The 17,341-nt window shown below is 66.6% G+C and carries 12 protein-coding genes and 1 pseudogene; 10 read left to right on the top strand and 3 right to left on the bottom strand.

The window, feature by feature from the left end:
• The first annotated feature begins 66 nt into the window (after positions 1-66).
• Both M1P90_RS12070 and M1P90_RS12075 read left to right on the top strand, forming a co-directional pair.
• Positions 67-798 carry a hypothetical protein gene (locus M1P90_RS12070; protein ID WP_483702904.1) on the top strand — a complete coding sequence of 244 codons (732 nt, stop codon included), beginning with the start codon at positions 67-69 and terminating at the stop codon, positions 796-798.
• On the top strand, positions 788-3,736 hold the full coding sequence (locus M1P90_RS12075) for a CHAT domain-containing protein (RefSeq protein ID WP_483702905.1): 2,949 nt from the start codon (positions 788-790) through the stop codon (positions 3,734-3,736). The genes M1P90_RS12070 and M1P90_RS12075 overlap by 11 nt, the downstream gene beginning before the upstream one ends.
• Here M1P90_RS12075 and M1P90_RS12080 read toward each other — a convergent pair.
• A complete protein-coding gene (locus M1P90_RS12080) occupies positions 3,695-3,841 on the bottom strand; it encodes a hypothetical protein (RefSeq protein WP_483702906.1) in 147 nt (48 codons plus the stop codon). The genes M1P90_RS12075 and M1P90_RS12080 overlap by 42 nt on opposite strands.
• A gap of 147 nt (positions 3,842-3,988) precedes the next feature.
• Between M1P90_RS12080 and M1P90_RS12085 the strand changes: the two genes are divergently transcribed.
• The 4 genes from M1P90_RS12085 (at position 3,989) to M1P90_RS12100 (ending at position 10,514) form a co-directional block, all read left to right on the top strand.
• The gene (locus M1P90_RS12085) at positions 3,989-6,478 is read left to right on the top strand and encodes a tetratricopeptide repeat protein (protein WP_483702907.1); all 2,490 of its coding nucleotides are present in this window, start codon (positions 3,989-3,991) and stop codon (positions 6,476-6,478) included.
• A gap of 28 nt (positions 6,479-6,506) precedes the next feature.
• Positions 6,507-8,717 (top strand): S8 family serine peptidase, encoded by a 2,211-nt coding sequence (locus M1P90_RS12090; RefSeq protein WP_483702908.1) that lies wholly within the window; start codon positions 6,507-6,509, stop codon positions 8,715-8,717.
• Between the two features lie 81 nt (positions 8,718-8,798).
• On the top strand, positions 8,799-10,004 hold the full coding sequence (locus M1P90_RS12095) for a glycosyltransferase family 4 protein (RefSeq protein WP_483702909.1): 1,206 nt from the start codon (positions 8,799-8,801) through the stop codon (positions 10,002-10,004).
• Between the two features lie 87 nt (positions 10,005-10,091).
• On the top strand, positions 10,092-10,514 hold the full coding sequence (locus tag M1P90_RS12100; protein ID WP_483702910.1) for a YccF domain-containing protein: 423 nt from the start codon (positions 10,092-10,094) through the stop codon (positions 10,512-10,514).
• Positions 10,515-10,605: 91 nt separating this feature from the next.
• On the opposite strand, the gene M1P90_RS12105 is transcribed toward M1P90_RS12100, so the two are convergent.
• Together M1P90_RS12105 and M1P90_RS12110 are read right to left on the bottom strand one after the other, a co-directional pair.
• Entirely contained in the window at positions 10,606-12,375 is a 1,770-nt protein-coding gene (locus tag M1P90_RS12105; RefSeq protein ID WP_483702911.1) for a lamin tail domain-containing protein, read from the bottom strand.
• Between the two features lie 346 nt (positions 12,376-12,721).
• The gene (locus M1P90_RS12110) at positions 12,722-13,042 is read right to left on the bottom strand and encodes a hypothetical protein (protein ID WP_483702912.1); all 321 of its coding nucleotides are present in this window, start codon (positions 13,040-13,042) and stop codon (positions 12,722-12,724) included.
• Between the two features lie 91 nt (positions 13,043-13,133).
• Between M1P90_RS12110 and M1P90_RS12115 the strand changes: the two genes are divergently transcribed.
• The 4 genes and pseudogenes from M1P90_RS12115 to aspS form a co-directional block, all read left to right on the top strand.
• Complete coding sequence (locus M1P90_RS12115) at positions 13,134-13,517, top strand: MerR family transcriptional regulator (RefSeq protein ID WP_483702913.1); 384 nt, start codon at positions 13,134-13,136, stop codon at positions 13,515-13,517.
• Positions 13,514-14,398, top strand: coding sequence for a helix-turn-helix domain-containing protein (locus tag M1P90_RS12120; protein WP_483702914.1), 885 nt, complete (start codon positions 13,514-13,516; stop codon positions 14,396-14,398). The genes M1P90_RS12115 and M1P90_RS12120 overlap by 4 nt, the downstream gene beginning before the upstream one ends.
• 95 nt (positions 14,399-14,493) lie before the next feature.
• Positions 14,494-14,928: a DUF6069 family protein gene (locus M1P90_RS12125; protein ID WP_483702915.1), complete on the top strand. Its 435-nt coding sequence runs from the start codon at positions 14,494-14,496 to the stop codon at positions 14,926-14,928.
• 514 nt (positions 14,929-15,442) lie between these two features.
• Positions 15,443-17,215: pseudogene (gene aspS, locus M1P90_RS12130) on the top strand (aspartate--tRNA ligase); the annotation flags it as partial.
• Positions 17,216-17,341 lie beyond the last annotated feature (126 nt).

The raw sequence follows: 17,341 nt of genomic DNA on the forward strand, positions 1-17,341 counted from the left end.
AAAGCTTCAGAAAGCCACCAGCAGAGTGATCGCTTCTGAATACTCCAGATGAACAGGATACGCTTCATGGCAGAACCAGATTGCGCCGCGCTGCGGGCGTGGCTCACCCAATCGCAGGCGCTGCGCCCGCCACCAGCGGAACTGGCCGCGCACGTGGCTGGCTGCGCAAACTGCCGGGGCGCGCTGGCCGCGCTGCTGGCCGAACTGGCGCTGCCCGGCGGCACGCCCGCGCCACTACCCTGCGCCGATTGCCAGGAGGCGCTGCCCGCCTTCGCAGACATGGCGCGCGCGCGCGGCGAACGCGCCGCGATTGAGCGCTACCCGGCGGTGTGGTGGCATCTGTGGACATGCGAAGACTGTGCCGACGACTACCGGCTCATCCTGGCGCTGGCCGCCGCCGAAGCTGGGGGCGCGCTTGCACCGCTGCCACTTGCCACGCCGGCACTGCCACAAATTCACCTGCCGCGCAGCTTTTTGTATGGCGCGCTCGCGCCCCACGCCGCGCTTGGGGCACATTGGGGTGGCGGCGACGACGAGCTGCTGGTGGCCGAAGAACAACAGGCCGGCTACCAGATCGCAGTGCTGGTGCAGCCGCGCAACGATGCCTGGCTCGTTGGTGTGACGGTCGCGCCACCGCTGGCCGGCTGGGTCATTGCGCGCTTTCACACACAAATCTTCCGCGCGCCGCTCGACGCAAATGGCGTAGCCCACTTCACTGACGTACCGGCCGACCTGCTGACCGGCGCGGCAGGCCCCGACCTGACCATTACCATCGAGCCCGATGCCCATGCCGCCTAACGAATCCGCCACGCCATCCCAGCTGGCCGCGCGCTTCGCCCGCCTGGAATGGCTGGCCCGCCGCGACCCGCGCCGCGCCGGGCGCGTGGCTATGCGGCGGCTCGCCAGCGCCCGCAACGCCGACGCGCTCTTCGCCTGCGGCTGGGCGCTGGCGCGCTGGGAGCGCATTGCGCTGGCGCGGCCCGCGCTTGAACGCGCGCAGGCGCTGTATGCTGCCGGGGGGCAAGCCGCCGCCGCGCGCCGCTGCGAGCTTGCGCTGCTCAGCGCCCGCCAAACCATGGGCGTGGGCGCGGCGCATCAGGATGCCTGGCAGGCGCTGCTGGAACGTTGCGCCGAAACCGAAGACTGGGCGGTCGCCGCCCCGGCACGCTGCGAGCAGATCGCCCACCTGAATGTACTTGGCCGGCACGCGGCAGCGCTTGAGCTGGCCGAGCAGGCCGCTGCCCTGATCGACCAGCATGCCCCGCCCGCCGTTCAGGCGCGCTACGCCCATGTGGCAGGCGTGGCCGCCGCTGGCTGTGGCGACCTCGCGCGCGGCGAGCAGCTGCTGCACCGCGCGCTGGCCCAGTATGCCATGCTCGGCCAGCCCAGCGATCAGGCGCGCGTGCGTTTCGAGCTGGCGTGGCTCTGGCAGCGCCAGGAGCGTTTCGGCCAGGCGCGCGCCGAGCTTGAGCAGGCGCTTGCCACCTTTGAAGCGTTCGACATGCCGCTGCGCGTGGCGTTCTGCTGGAAAGACCTCGGCACCGTGGCGGGATGCGTGGGCGATTACCCCACCGCCATTGCCTATGCCGTGCGCGCCCGCGAGCAGTTTGCCCGCTGCGCACGCCACGACATGGCCGCGCGCTGCGGCCTCAACCTGGGCGTTGTGGCGCACTACAGCGGCTTGTTCGAAATTGCCCGCGCCGCCTATCGCCAGGCCGAATCTTTCTACACCGAGCTTGGCGACCAGCGGCTGGCACTGATCTGCGGGCGCAACCAGGCGCTGGCGCTGTGCGCCGAAGGCCAGGCCGCCGAGGCACTGGCACTGCTTGATGCACTCCAGCCCGCCGCGCAGGCCGCCGGCGACCGATTGGAATGCGCCGAAATACTGCTGGTGCGCGCCCGCGCCGAGCACCAGCTTGGCCTTCCAGCCAGCCTTAGGACGCTTGAAACCGCCCAGAACGAATTTCGCGCCTGCGGCAACCCGGCTGCCGCTGCCAAATGCCAGCTCGATCAGGGGTGGCAGCACGCCGCCGCCGGGCGCTGGGCCGCAGCCGAATCCTGCTTTGCCGCGGCCCAGCCCGAGCTGGCCGACCGCCCGGCGCATCGCTGGCGCATCCGGCACGGTTTGGGCCGCACCGCCGAGCAGCGCGCCGAATACGGGGCTGCGCTTGCACACTACTACGCCGCCGGAGCGGATGTGGCCACGCTGCGCCAGGGCCTCGCCAGCGAACACGCTTCGAGTGGCATTTTTGCCCAGGCCGCCCAACTCTATGCCGACGCGCTCAGCCTGGCCGCGCAGCAGAACGACGCGGCAATGGTGCTGGCCTTTGCCGAGCAGCAGCGCGCGCTGGTGCTTCAGCAGCAAATCGCAGCGTGCGCTGCCCCGCTGCCGCTCGAACAGGCCGAACGGCGCGAACAGGCCCGCCTGCACCTGCGCAATGCGCTTGCCGCATCGGATGGCGCGGTCGCGCTCGATCACGCCATGCACACCTATCTCGATGCGTTGCTGCAAACGCGCCATCTTGCGCCCGTTGCGCCGCCCAACCTTGCCACATTCGATCTGGGCGCGCTGCGCGCAACGCTGCGGGCGGCCTACGCGAACGACTGGACGGTGCTCGCGCCGATGGAGCGTGAGCACGAGCTGCTGCTTGCCATCATCACTCCGGATAGCCTGGCGCTGGCGCACGTGCCGCTCGACGCCACCCTGCGCGCCGCGCTTGCCGCGGCCAGCCAACCGCGCCAGCGCATGCTTGTTTACCGCGACCTGGCGCGGCTGCGCGGCACGCCCGCCCGCTCGTGGGATGCGCTCTGCACGCTTGGCGAACGCCTGCTGCCCCCAGAACTCTGCGCCCGTTTGCACCCCGGCCACCGCCTGCTAATCGCGCCGCACGGCGCACTGCATGCCCTGCCCTGGGCTGCCCTGCGCACCGGCGCCGGATGGCTGTGCGAACACGCCGTGATTGAGCTGCTGCCCACGCTGGCGCTACGCCCGCTGCCCGCGCGCCGGCCGGGGCCGCGCTCGCCGGCATTGCTGCTTGGCTGCGGCAGCTTTGGCGGCCGCGCCGCCAACCTGCCCGGCGTCGCCACGTCGCTCGATCGCGCGGCTGCCCACTGGCCCGGGCCGGCAACCCGGCTGGAAGGCGCGCACGCCACCCGCCAGGCGCTGCTGGCGCTGGGGCAGCACGGCGCGCTTGCCGAGTACGAGCTGATCCATATTTCCAGCCATGCGCAGCTTGGCGCAGCGGGCGGCCTGCTTGGGCATATCAAGCTCTACGACGACGATGTGTGGGTCGACGACCTGCTGCGGCTGCGGCTCAACGCCACGCTGGTGATGCTGACGGCGTGCGAAGGCGCTGCCGGCGAAGTGCTGCCCGGTGACGAAGTGCTGGGCGTGAGCCGCGCGCTGCTGGCCGCCGGGGCCGCGCGCGTGATCGCCAGCCTGTGGCCGATCTACGACCGCGCCGTGGAGCATGTGTTAGAAGCTCTGTATGCCGCCTATGCCGCGCACGGCGATGCGGCGCTGGCGCTTGCCCAGGCGCAGCGCGCGCTGATAGCAAATACATATGGCACACCGGAGATGGCGATCTTAAACACACCATTTACCTGGGCCAGCTTGGTTGCGACAAGTGTTGGCGTTGCGGCAAATGCTCCGGCGGGTGGTACCAGGCCCGCCGGGGCCAGCAATGGCGCGGCCCTAGCCGCCGCCGCCGCTGCCGTTACCGGGGTCGCTGGCTAGCAGCGGAGCCGGGGCCACGCGCGTGGCTGGCTGCGCCACCACACCCGCCGCCAGCGCCACGCCCAGCAAGCCCAGGGCCAGCCAGCGTGCCAAACGCTGTCGCATTGCAATCACCTCCTCGCTCAGTTCTGCGCGGCGCTCCAGCAGCACCGCATAGCTGAACAATAGCGGGAAGGGCCTGGAAATAACCGCCAGGGCTGGCGAAACCGCTCGCCATTTTTGGCGGGCGCGGGCGAGCAGAAGGGGCTACCAATGGCGACACAAACGCCCAAGCAGGCCGTAGCGGCGCTGATCCGCAGCTGGATCAAGCGCGCGGGCGAGCAAAAGCAGCACGTGGCGGCACGCGCCGGTTTTGCCGATTACAACGAGTTCTACCACGCCTACCTTGCCCAGGGGCGCAACCTGAACATCGACCCGTCTGACGCGATTCGGGTGGTGCGCGCCTTCACCGAGGGGCGGCCAGCCCACGCGCGCTGCACTGCCGACGAAGCGGTGGCGTTTTTCATCCTCACGCAGCTGCCACTCGATCGCTATGCCGAGGTCTGGGCGCTCGAACTGTTTCCGCCAGCCGAATGGCGCGCCGCAATCGAGCACCGCCTGGCTTTTGCGCCAGCCGAGCCAGCGGCTGCTTCCGCCGACCAGCACGAGCTGCTTGCCCAGATTGCGCGCCTGCTCGACGCCCGGCCAGCGGCTGTGCCCGAGCTTACGCTGCCCGATGGCCCTGCGATCCCGCCGCCCGCCCCGCTGCCCACGCCTTCGCGCATGCCGCTCGCGCGCAACCCACTGTTTTGTGGGCGCGTGGGTGATTTACAGGCACTGGTGGCGCAAATTGCAGCGCAGGGCGCGGCTGCCAGCGGCCACGCCGCCGCGATCACTGGCATTGGCGGCATGGGCAAAACGAGCCTGGCGGCCGAATTTGCGCACCGCTACGGCCAATTCTTCGCGGGTGGCGTGTTCTGGCTGAGCTGCGCCGATGCGCAGGCCCTGCCCGCCGAGGTAGCCGCCTGCGGGGCCAGCGGCCTGATCAGCCGCGACGACTGGGCCGACCTGGCGCTGGAAACGCAGGTGCAGCTGGTGCGGCAGGCGTGGGAACAACCCATCCCGCGCCTGCTCGTGTTCGACAACTGCGAAGACGAAACGCTGCTGGCGCAGTGGCGGCCTGCCAGCGGTGGCTGCCGGTTGCTGCTCACCAGCCGCCGCGAGCGCTGGCCGCAGCAGTCGGGCGTGGCCGGGCTGGCGCTGGCCATGCTGCCGCGCGCCGAAAGCGTGGCGCTGCTGCGCCAGTATCGGCCCGACCTGCCGGCCAATCTGCCCGCGCTCGATGCGCTGGCCAGCGAGCTTGGCGACCTGCCGCTGGCGCTGCACCTGGCCGGCAGCTACCTCGAAACCTACCGCCACGACCCGCCCGGCCGCCCCGAGCAATTCCTGGCCGAACTGCGCGCTGCTGGCCTGATCGAGCACGACGCCATGCAGGGCGTGGATGTGGCCGACACCGCCACCACCCACACGCGCAGTGTTGGAAAGACGTTTGCGCTCAGCTTCGAGCGGCTCGACCCAGCCGACCCCGCCGACGCGCTGGCGCGGGCCATGCTGGCGCGCGCGGGCTATTTCGCGCCAAACGCGCCCTTCGAGCGCGCGCTGCTGCCGGCGGCGCTGCCCGGCAATGCGGGCGAGCGGCTGGCCTTGCGCGCGCTGCGCCGCCTGATCGAGCTGGGCTTGCTCAACGAAAGTGGCGACCGATTGCTGATTCACCCAATTGTGGCGGCCTATGCGCGCCGCACCGCCCCGCCCGAGCCGGCCCGCGCCGCTATCGAACAGCTCCTCGCGGCCCAGGCAGCCGCGCGCTATGCCGACGACGACACCGCAGGATTGCGCGCCCTGCTGCCACACCTGCACCTGCGCGCCGATGCCGCCGCCGCCCGCGACGACGAGCTCGCCATTCAGATGCACAACTGGCTGCCATTTCTGCTGGATGCGGCGGGCGACGCCACCGGCGGCCTGCCCTACCTTGAGCGCGCGCTCGAAATGCTGCAACACGCCGAAACGCTTGACACCTTGCTCGCCGCCGAGGTGCTGAATAACCTGGGCGAGTGGGTGCGCGCCGCCGGTGCCGCCAGCCGCGCCGAAGGCTACCACCAGCAGGCGCTGGCCATTCGCCGCCAGCTGCTGCCGCCCGACGCGCCCGACCTGGCGGAAAGCTACAACAACCTGGCCGAACTACAGCGCCAGCAGGGCAACCTTGCGGCGGCGCGCGCCAACTATGGGCAGGCCCTGGCAATCTGGCAGGCGCGCTTTGGCGATGAATATCCCTACACACTGCTGGCGCGCAACAACATCGCGCTGCTGCTGCTGCGCGAGCAGCAGCCCGCCGCCGCTGCCGAGCAGTTCGCGCAGGTGCTTGCCACCGCGCAGGCGATCATGCCGGCCGGCGACTCGCGGATTGGCCGCACGCACAACAACCTGGGCGAGGCGCTGCGCCAGCTTGGCGAGCTTGAGCGCGCCGAAGAGCATTTCGGCCAGGCCCACGCCATCCTGCACGCCAAGCTCGGCGACTCGCACCCGGAAACGATGCTGGTGCGCATGCACCAGGCGCAAATCACCGCAGCACAGGGCGATTGCGCCAGCGCCCGCGAGGCGATCGCGGCAGTGCTGGCGCACTACGAACGCACGCTTGGCCCCGGCAGCCCGCTTGCCGGGCAGGCCCGCCAGGCGCTGGCCGAGCTGCCGTGCGAGCAGGCATAAGCTCCATTGCACTATGAAAAGGACGATCATGCCATTCTTCACCCAACACCAGCGCCACGCCATGATCGGCCTGTGCGCGCTGATGCTCAGTCTCCTTGCCGTTCCGGCATTTGCCCGCCAGCCCAGCCCGCCACCGCTCTACCTGCATAGCCACGCGCTGGCGCCTAGCGCAGCACAACCTACCATCGCGCTGCGCGCCAGCGCGCCCGACCTCGCCATTGTGCAGTTTGGTGGCCCGCTTGGCGCAGCCGAGCGCAGCGCCCTGCGCGCAGCCGGCCTGGAAGCGCTGGAATACATCCCCGATTATGCCTTCCTGGTGCGCGGCACGCCCGCCGCGATTGCAGCCGCCGCACAGCTGCCCGGCGTGGTCGCGCGCCTGCCCTTCACCGCCGCCGACAAGATCGCGCCGGGCTTGCTCGAAGCCCTGGCCGCCGGCACGCTCGACGCCCCGGTGGCCCTGCGCGTGCGCGCGTGGCCCGGCCGGTCGCAGGCGCTGGCCAACGCTCTGGCCGCGCGTGGCATGCCCGCCGGGCCACGCGTCAGCGCCGCCGATCTGCTGGCGCTCGCGCAGCAGCCCGATGTGCGCTGGATCGAGCCGGCCACGCCCATGCGCATCTTCAACGACCGCGCGCGCGCAATCATTGGGGCCGACGCAGTGTGGCAGAACCACGGCCTGTTCGGGCAGGGCCAGATCGTCGGCATTGCCGACTCGGGGCTCGACACGGGTGACATGAACACGCTCAGCCCCGACTTTGCCGGCCGTATTCACGCCACGCACATTCTTTCCGACGGCGGCGACCTGGCCGACCAGTTTGGGCATGGCACGCATGTGGCTGGCTCGCTGCTCGGCGCGGGCATGCAGTCGGGCGCGCACCCAGCCCAGCACCAGTACAACGGATCGTTTGCCGGCGTTGCGCCCGAGGCCAGCCTGGTGGCGCAGGCATTCGAGGTCGACGCGCTCGGGCAGATCCTGGGCCTCGACGACCCGGTTCCGATCTTCGCGCAGGCCTATGCCGACGGCGCGCGCATCCACTCCAACAGCTGGGGCGGCCCAACCGGCTCGGCGCTTATCGAGCTGGAATCGACCTTTGGCGGCTACCCCGACGCCTCGCGCAGCACCGACCAATTCGTCTGGGAACATCCCGACATGGCGATCTTCTTTGCTGCCGGCAACTCAGGCAACGATGGCTACTTCACCGCTTTTGGCTGCCTGCCCTTTGGTGATGGCGTGATCAACCCCGACTCGCTGTATGCGCCCGCCACCGCGAAAAACGTCATCACCGTCGGCGCCAGCGAGAACGAGCGCGCCGACGCGCCGCGCAGCAACTCGCCCTACCGCGAGCTCGACCCAACCTGCTACAGCGCCGACCCAATCGCCAGCGACACGCCCTCGAATGATCGCAATGGCATGGCACCGTTTTCCTCGCGCGGCCCCGCCGACGATGGGCGCATCAAGCCCGACATGGTTGCGCCGGGCACGAATATTCTCTCGAATCGCTCGCATGTGCCGGGTGCCAACCCGCTGTGGGGCACCTACAACGCCAATCCGAACTACGTCTTCTCGGGCGGCACCTCAATGGCCACGCCCATCGCCGCGGGCGCGGGTACGCTGGTGCGCGAATGGCTCGGGCTGCACGGCTTTGCCCAACCCAGCGCCGCGCTGCTCAAGGCCACGCTGCTCAACACCACCGACGACATCGCGCCCGGCCAGTACGGCAGCGGCGGCAAGCGCGAAATTCCCACCGCGCGCCCGAATGGTGTGGATGGCTGGGGCCGCGTAGCACTGGGCTTTATCGATGCGCCGCCGCCTTTCCGCACCTGGTTCGAGGACCACAGCGCCGGGCTGGCAACCGGCCAGACTGTGCGCTACCCCACAAGCGCGGCCCACCCGCTGCTGGTGAGCGGCGCGCTGCCTCTGCGCATCGTGCTGGCCTGGACCGACCCACCCGCATCGCTTTCGGCTGCGCGCCAGCTCGTCAACGACCTCGACCTGGTGCTGATTGGCCCGGATGGCCGCGAATACTGGGGCAATGCTGCCAGCGGCGGCGACCGCATCAACAACGTCGAAGGCGTGATTGTTGCGCGGCCACAGCCCGGCACCTACCGCATCGAGGTGCGCGCCCACAACATCCCGATCGGCACGCAACCCTACGCCCTGGCCGTAAGCGGCGCGCTCAGCACCGGCCCGGCAAACACGCCCGCGCAGCCGATCTTCGTGCCAGTTGCGCGCGCGCGCTGAGCCGCGCAGGGTTGTGGTGACACCACGGCAATGATATAATCTGCCGGATTTCGCAACGACACAGTAGGCCAGAGGAGCAGCATGCGCGTTTTGATCTTGTCCTGGGAATACCCGCCACACATCGTCGGGGGCCTGGGCAAGCACATCATGGATCTTGCGCCCGAGCTGGTTCGCCAGGGAATTGAAGCCCATGTGGTGACGCCACTGCTGCGGGGCGGGGCCAAGCGCGAAACCACCAGAGAAGGTGTGCACGTCTACCGGATCGAGCCGCCGCATATGGATGCCTACGGCTTTGTTTCGTATGTGCAGCACGCGAATGGCCTGATGGAATATGCCGCCCGCGCGCTGCGCACCGAGGTCGGGCCGTTCGACCTTATTCACGCGCACGACTGGCTGGCCGCGCACGCCGGCGTGTCGCTCAAGCACGCCTGGCGCCGCCCGCTGATCTCGACCATCCACGCCACCGAGCGCGGGCGGCAGGGCGGCTACATTGGCGGCGGCCACGCCGAGCAGGTCAACCATATTGAGTGGTGGCTCACCTACGAGTCGTGGCGGGTGATCGCCTGCTCGCACTTCATGGCCCAGCAGATCAACACGTATTTCAGCACCCCGCTCGACAAAATCGACGTGGTGGCGAATGGCGTGTATGCCTACCCCGACCCATTCGCAAGCGAGGACGAGCGCCTGACCTTCCGCCGCCGCTACGCCCAGGACGACGAGCCGCTGGTGTTTTATGTCGGCCGGCTGGTGTACGAAAAGGGCTTGCACACGCTGCTCGATTGCTGGCCGCAAGTGCAGGCTGTGTTCCCGCACGCCCAGCTTGTGATCGCCGGCACCGGCTCCTACCTCGACACGCTCAAGCATCGCGCATGGGCGCTTGGCATCGGCTCATCCGTCAATTTCGCCGGCTTTATTTCCGACGAAGAGCGCGACAAGCTCTACCATTGCGCCGACGTGGCGACCTTCCCTTCGCTCTACGAGCCTTTTGGCATTGTGGCGCTGGAAGCGATGGCTGCCGGCTGCCCGGTGGTAGTGGCCGAAACTGGCGGGCTGACCGAGGTGGTGAAGCTGCACGAAACTGGCCTGACGGTACACTCGAACGACCCCGCCTCGCTGGCGTGGGGCATTCTGCACACGCTCCAGCACCCCGAGTGGTCGCGTTCGCGCGCCGCCAACGCGCTGCTCGTCGCCCGCGATGCCTTCAACTGGCGGCAGATCGCCAGCGAAACCGCCGCCGTCTACCACCGCGCCACCGACGAGTGGGCGCGCAATCGCTGGGGCAAATAAGCCCTGCAACCTTTTGCGCGCAGCTGCGTATCATGAACAGAACCCGGCGATATTTCAGGACAACCCGCCGGGCAGGAGATTGATACAATGCAAACACAACCCGTTGTGGTCGTGCGCAACGATGGCGCGAATCTGCTGGTGCGCGCACTTTATTTTGTGCTGGTTGGCTGGTGGCTGAGCGCGGTCTGGGCCGTGATCGGCTGGGTGCTGTGCGTCACGGTGATTGGTCTGCCATTCGGCCTGTATATGCTGAACCGCCTGCCGCAGGTCGTGACGCTCAAGCCGCGCACCACCGACGCAATCGTAATGCCGGGCGGCCATGTGGTGTATCGCAACGCGCGCCAGGTTCCGTTTCTGCTGCGAGCGATCTACTTCCTGCTGGTTGGCTGGTGGCTGAGCGCGCTGTGGATCGCGGCAGCGTGGGCGCTTCACGCCACGATCATCGGCATGGTGCTGGGCTTCTGGATGTTCGACCGCGTGCCGGCGATCGTTACGCTGGCGCGAAACTAACGTTCACACGGCGAATCAAGCGAGGTGCGTGGCGTACCTTTTGAAACCTTAGGGCCGTACCCAAAACGGGTACGGCCCTTTCTATACTGTATCACTTCAGGGGGCGCGGCGGGCGCAGCTGGAGCTCTTTGGCGTTGTGCACGCCCACAAATGCTGGATTCGATCCTGTGACCTTCAGGCCATGCACTTCGGTGCGATTGTTCGCCTCGTCGCTTTCAGCTACTGCGCCAACAGCGGCTCCAGGGTAGTAGCTGTCGGCGTACACGTAGATGTCGGCGGTGCCAGACACAAAGTAGCCGGGCCAGACCGAATAGCCCAGTGGCAGGTTCCGCGACGATAGCGTGATACTCTCGCCCGGTGCCAGCCCGTTGCTTACCTTCCACGCCATGCCAAAACATGGTTGCATACCACAGCGGCTGTTCCATAGCTGGTTCGCCTCAGTTGGTGGGGCTGAGGGGTTGAGATACAAATCAACCCAGAAAGCGCCAGCAGGAGCATTTCCCTGATTCGTGATCGTCACCTCGATCTCGACTGATTCACCGGCCACAAACGCCTGTTTCGCAGGACTGATCTGCACTGAGCTTATTAAATCTGGTAAGCTGGCTACCTGAAAAAATGGTACATATACGCGTAGCATACCTTGCGGCCCTGGTGTGTTCGTCGGCGTGTCAGTCGGTGTGCTGGTAGAAGTAGTGGTCGGCGTATCTGTCGGCGTGTCGGTCGGCGTGTCGGTCGCTGTGTTGGTGGGTGTGTTGGTAGAAGTAGTGGTCGGCGTCGCGGTGTCGGTCGCTGTGCTGGTCGGCGTCGCGGTGTTGGTGGGGGTGCTGGTAGAAGTAGTGGTCGGCGTATCTGTCGGCGTGTCGGTCGCTGTGTTGGTAGAAGTAGTGGTCGGCGTCGCGGTGTCGGTCGCTGTGCTGGTGGGGGTATCGGTCGCCGTGCTGGTCGGCGTCGCGGTGTTGGTGGGTGTGTTGGTAAAAGTAGTGGTCGGCGTCGCGGTGTCGGTCGCCGTGCTGGTGGGGGTATCGGTCGCCGTGTTGGTCGGCGTGTTGGTTAGAGTATTGGTGGGAGTGTTCGTCGGGGTATTGGTGGGCGTGTTCGTTGGCGTGTTCGTCGGCGTGTTCGTTCGTGTATTGGTGGGCATGTTCGTCGGCGTGTTCGTCGGCGTGTTTGTTGGGGTATTGGTAGATGCCAAACACGGATTGAGCGCCGTAGCCGAGTTGCGCGGATTGGGAGCGCCAGCCGCGAAATCTGCGCTGTTATTGTCGGTGTCGGTGCAGCCGCTGCCGATGCGTATATCAGCGGTCGTGATCGAGGGCGCAGGGGCGTTCGCACCACCTTCGTTACAGTTCGCCGCTGTTCCAAAGCCAGCAAAATCCACGATGGCAGCATCTGCAGGGCAAGCCCCGGAAAGGGCCGTGGTCGTACTGACGAGCACCACTTTCCCGGCCGTGGCACTCATCGCAATAGCGCCGATCACGTCAGGAGTAGGAAGGTCGTTGACACCGTTTGCGCCCGCCCCTTCAGCCACCAGCAAATACCCGCCCGCTGGCACTGAAACATTCGGTAAGTTGGTGACTTGCCACGTAGTACCCGTCGCCGCCGCATACTGAACCGACCAGCCGTTTACCAAGACAGCGATACTACTCCGGTTGAACAGTTCGATGTAATCATTTTTATAGGTGGAACAGCCAGCTGTGCCGCAGCCGGCCCCGCCATACACCTGGCTGATGACAATTGTTGTGGACACCGCTTGCGCCGAAGGAATATTGCCCGCCCCTGCCCCAGCTAGCCTGGCGAGCGAGAGCAGCACGACCAGCGCAATGCCTCTTCGTAACACATTCGTCGTGAATGATAGGCGCACGATGCAAAATCCTTCCTACGACGAGCAGCCTGGTAATCGGGCCAGCCGCAGACGCCCGGACAGGTTGGTTGTGTCTGCTGAGTTTCCTGATAGGGGGTTTGGAAGAATGTACTCGGCTTTTCCACAGGAAGTTCGCAACAGTTTAGCAGAAGCGAAGATCCTGACAGGTCCGGAACGCGATCAAAACAGTAGCGAGGCGCTAGTATTAGGCGCGCCCGTAGCGCAAAGCCAAGCCTTGAAACTCGCCTGCGTGCCGGCAATCGTGCTGCTGGCGCGAAGCTAGCTTTGATACAGCGAATCAAGGGAGGTGCACGGCAATGCTGCGCATCTCCCTTGATTCTACTCCCTAATCTACCAGCCCCATCAGCTCGGCGCGCAGAAACTCCTTCACGCCCGCTGCGCCGCGAATACGCAGCTCAATCGGCCCGCCACCCGGCGCAAGCTCAAGCGTGAAATGAAAAAACGGGCAGCACTGCCGCTCGCGCCCGACGAACCCGGCCAGCGCATCGTACTGCTCGGCGGCAAAACTCCAGGCGTAGCCATCGTCCAGCTCACGCGCTCCATTCCTGCCAAACAGCTCGCGCCCCAGCGCCGCGTGCGCGATGCGCTCGCTTGCCGGCAGCGCGCCCAAATTGCAGGCGAACGCGATTTCATGGTTGTGCTTCATACACCTTCCTTTGGCTATTGGCCAGCTTTCTTGCGCTGTGCCCGGCTTGAGCGTATCATTTGAACCACGCTTCAAGTCAAGGGGCAATCGCATGGACGAACTGACGATTGGCGAGCTGGCGCGCCGGGCCGGGCTGCGCGCCTCGGCGCTGCGCTTCTATGAGCGCGCCGGGCTGCTGGCCGCGCCGCGCCGCGTGGCCGGCCAGCGCCGCTACCCGGCCGCCGCGCTCGGCACGCTTGCACTCATCCAGCTTGCGCAGGGCGCGGGCATGTCGCTGGCCGAGATTCGCGTGCTGCTGCACGGCTTTGCGCCCGGCACGCCGCCCGCCACGCGCTGGCAGGAGCTCGCGCCGCAACGTATCGCCACGCTGGACGCGCAGATTGCCCGCATGCAGGAAATGCGCGAGCGCCTGGCGGCGACGCTTGCGTGCGAATGCCCGACGCTCGACATCTGCGCGCAGGCCGCGCAATCGTGACACGCGAAACAATTGATTATGTCGACCTCGCCAGCCACAGCGCCGACCAGCCGGCGACATGTTCGCTTGAGCGCATTCGCGGCACCACACTGCCCACGCCGTGGGACGACCCACCGCACCGCCACAACTACCAGGAGCTGATTGTGATTGAGTCGGGGCGCTGGCGGCACCGCATCGACGGGCAGCTGACTGAGCTGGCTGGCCCGATGCTGGCGCTGATTGCCCGCGGCCAGGTGCATATGGTCGAGGCCGGCGCCGATCTGCACGCCTGGATCGTGCGCTTCACCGACGACTTCCTGCCCGCCAGCCTGATCAGCCCAAGCTGGAACTACCACGCCACGCTGTTCAACCAGCTTGGCGCGTGGCAAACGCTGGCGCTCACGCCATCGGCGCTGGCCGAGTTACGGCCGATGCTGGAGCTGTTCGAGCAGGAATACGCCCAGCCGGCAGCATTTCAGCAGGGCACGGCGCTGCGCCACCTGCTCGCCGCGCTGATCATCCGCATCGAGCGGATCTACCAGCGCGCGCTCACCGCCGCCGAGGCGCCCGGCGATAGCTACCGCATCTACCAGCAGTTTATGGCCCAGCTCGAAGCCGAGTTTACCCGCCACCACGATGTTGAGTTTTACGCGAGCGCGCTGGGCATTGCGCCAGTGCGTCTTTCCAGGGCGCTGAGCAGCATTCTTGGCAAGCCCACCAAGCAGCTGATCGCTGAGCGTCTGGTAATCGAGGCCAAGCGCTTCTTGCAATACACCAGCCTGTCGGTGACCGAGATCGCCGCCGCGCTGGGCTATGCCGATATGTTCCACTTCAGCAAGGCATTCAAGCGCGCAAGTGGCCTGGCGCCGCAAGCCTTCCGCGAGCAGCAGAAAATGACATAGCGCCGGCAGCTTCTGCCATTCTCAGGCGCGCGCTGGGCTGCTATGCTCGGGCGCACAGGCTGGCACAGGCCAGCTTCCGAGGAAAGGACTGCCCAATGGTTTCTGCTGCTCCGGCCGCCCCCGCCGCCGAACGTGTCGATTTTCGCCGCCTCTTGTGGGTCGGGCCGCTCGCCATCGCCGCAGCTGTGATTGCCAACGTGATCATTCGCTTTGTTGCCGTGGCCGCGCTCCAGCCCGACCCGGCCTTTATGCCGCTGAGCGTAGCAATGCCGATTGTGTTCACGATTATTGACGGGCTTGGCGCGGTGATTGTGTTTGCGCTGCTGGGCCGCTTTGCGCGCCGCCCGATCACGCTGTTTCAGCGCATTGCGCTTGGCGTGCTGGTGGTTTCGCTCATTCCCGACCTGCTGCTGCTGAATGGCGGCATGCCCGGCGCAACTGTGGGCGGCGTGGCGACGCTGATGCTGATGCACGTGGTCGCCTGGGCGATCATCGTGCGCGTGCTGACCACAATGGCGCGGGCGGCGTAGGGCGTTTTATCCACAGATGGCGCAGATTTCCTTCTTATGGACTTCAGACGACCGACCACTGACGACACGTTCGTGGCCGGTCGTCCGTCGTCTGTCGGCAGCAGACAGGTGGCGGTTAGCACTGAACCGCACAGGGTTTAGGGTCTGGGGTTTTGGGGTTAGACCTGCAACCTGCAACCGGCAACCTGTAACCCTCCGCGCCCTTTGCGGCCTTTGCGGTTCATTCTTTCGTTCGTCCTTCGTCCTTCGTCGCCCTCAACATGCAACCGGCAACATCCAAATCCTCTGCGCTCTTTGCGCCCTCTGCGGTTTATTCATTCGTCCTTCGTCCTTCGTCGCCCTCAACCTGCAACCTTCAAACCTGCAACCTGTAACCCTTCGCCCCTCGCCAGGCGCAAGCAAGGCCTGTGGTATAATACGCCGGTTCACTTGGCATCAACGGCGAGCGAGCGAGCGCATATGCGCGGCCGTTCGTCGTTCTTATTATTCGCTGTCGCAGGAAGAGGAGCTGTTCATGTTTCGCACGCACACGTGCGGCGAGCTGCGGCCCGAGCACGCCGGCCAGGAAGTGCTGCTGGCGGGCTGGGTGCATCGCCGCCGTGACCATGGCCCGCTGATTTTTATCGATCTGCGCGATCGCTATGGCATAACCCAGGTGGTATTCGACTCGGCCACCGCGCCCGAGGCCCACGCCGTCGCCAGCCAGGCGCGCTCGGAGTTCGTGCTCCAGGTGCGCGGTCTGGTCGGCAAGCGCCCCGACGAGTCGCTCAACCCCGATCTGCCAACCGGCGCAATCGAAGTGCGCGCCGGGGTCGCCAACATTCTGAACGCGGCCAAAACCACCCCGATCTATATCAGCAAAGAAGGCGGCGAAGACGAGATGCTGCGGCTGAAATACCGCTACCTCGATCTGCGCCGCGAACGCATGCAGAAAAACCTGATCCTGCGCCACCGCATGATCAAGTTCATCCGCGATTTCCTCGACCGCGAGAATTTTTTGGAGATCGAAACCCCGATTCTGATCAAGTCGACGCCTGAGGGCGCGCGCGACTACCTCGTGCCCAGCCGCGTGCACCCCGGCGAGTTCTACGCCTTGCCACAAAGCCCGCAGCAGCTCAAGCAGCTGCTGATGGTGGCGGGCTACGACCGCTACTTCCAGATCGCGCGCTGCTTCCGCGACGAGGACTTACGCGCCGACCGCCAGCCCGAGTTCACGCAGCTCGACATGGAGATGAGCTTTGTCGATCAGGAAGATGTGCTGAATCTGATCGAGCGCCTGCTGATCGAGCTGGTGCGCGAGGTTACGCCGCACAAGCGCGTGGTCGCGCCCTTCCCGCGCCTGAGCTACGCCGAGGCGATGGAGCGCTACGGCTCCGACAAGCCCGACCTGCGCTATGGCCTGGAGTTTGTGAACCTGAGCGAAACGCTGGCTGGCAGCCAGTTTGCCGTGTTCGGCAATGCGCTTGGCAGTGGCGGCCAGATCAAGGGCATTCGCGTGCCCGGCGTGGGCGGCTATTCGCGCAAGCAGCTCGACGAAGTGGTGGACATTGCGCGCCAGGCCGGCGCAAAGGGCCTGCTATGGGCCTCGCTCCAGCAGGGCATCGCGCCCGAGCAGATCCGCTCCAGCTTCGGCAAGCAGGTGAGTGCCGAGGAAATGAGCGCGATTGTGGCGCAGATGGGCGGCCAGCTCGACGACCTGCTGCTGATCGTGGCCGACACGCCCAAAATCGTCGCCGCCGCGCTCGACAAGCTGCGCCGCGAGTTCGGCAGCCGCCTGAAGCTGGCCGACCCCGACCTGCTGTCGTTTGCGTGGGTGATCGATTTCCCACTGGTGGAGTGGAATGCCGACGAAAACCGCTGGGACGCCGTCCACCACCCCTTCACCGCGCCCAAGGACGAAGACCTGCCGCTGATGGATAGCGACCCGGGCAAGGTGCGCGCGAAAGCTTACGACGTGATTCTGAACGGCTACGAGGCGGGCGGCGGCTCGATTCGTATTCACCGCCGCGATGTGCAGCAGAAGCTGTTCGACCTGCTGGGCATCAGCCGCGAAACGGCGCAGTCGCAGTTCGGCCACATGCTCGAAGCGTTTGAGTATGGCGCGCCCCCGCACGGCGGCATCGCGCCCGGCATCGACCGGCTGGCGATGCTGCTGGCCGACGAAGCGACCATCCGCGAGGTCATGGCCTTCCCGAAGACGCAGCAAGCGTCCGACCTGATGACCAACGCGCCCTCGCCGGTGGATGAGCGCCAGCTCAAAGATTTGCACATTCGCTTGCGCGCCGAGGCCACCGCAGCGACCGCCGACAAGCCCGCCGCCCACGACCCGCGCGAGATCGTGCCGAAAGACAACTAGCGCGGGCGACCGCCGACGACAGACCACCGACAAACGACCACAATACACGCGGCAGCC

This window comes from Kouleothrix sp. 19917, from assembly GCF_057073505.1.

What these genes read in the sequence shown, in the direction of transcription:
- M1P90_RS12080 (WP_483702906.1), bottom strand. Translation starts at nt 3,841, where the DNA reads ATGCGACAGCGTTTGGCACGCTGGCTGGCCCTGGGCTTGCTGGGCGTG.
- M1P90_RS12125 (WP_483702915.1), top strand. Translation starts at nt 14,494, where the DNA reads ATGGTTTCTGCTGCTCCGGCCGCCCCCGCCGCCGAACGTGTCGATTTT.
- M1P90_RS12100 (WP_483702910.1), top strand. Translation starts at nt 10,092, where the DNA reads ATGCAAACACAACCCGTTGTGGTCGTGCGCAACGATGGCGCGAATCTG.
- M1P90_RS12115 (WP_483702913.1), top strand. Translation starts at nt 13,134, where the DNA reads ATGGACGAACTGACGATTGGCGAGCTGGCGCGCCGGGCCGGGCTGCGC.
- M1P90_RS12085 (WP_483702907.1), top strand. Translation starts at nt 3,989, where the DNA reads ATGGCGACACAAACGCCCAAGCAGGCCGTAGCGGCGCTGATCCGCAGC.
- M1P90_RS12070 (WP_483702904.1), top strand. Translation starts at nt 67, where the DNA reads ATGGCAGAACCAGATTGCGCCGCGCTGCGGGCGTGGCTCACCCAATCG.
- M1P90_RS12090 (WP_483702908.1), top strand. Translation starts at nt 6,507, where the DNA reads ATGCCATTCTTCACCCAACACCAGCGCCACGCCATGATCGGCCTGTGC.
- M1P90_RS12110 (WP_483702912.1), bottom strand. Translation starts at nt 13,042, where the DNA reads ATGAAGCACAACCATGAAATCGCGTTCGCCTGCAATTTGGGCGCGCTG.
- M1P90_RS12095 (WP_483702909.1), top strand. Translation starts at nt 8,799, where the DNA reads ATGCGCGTTTTGATCTTGTCCTGGGAATACCCGCCACACATCGTCGGG.
- M1P90_RS12075 (WP_483702905.1), top strand. Translation starts at nt 788, where the DNA reads ATGCCGCCTAACGAATCCGCCACGCCATCCCAGCTGGCCGCGCGCTTC.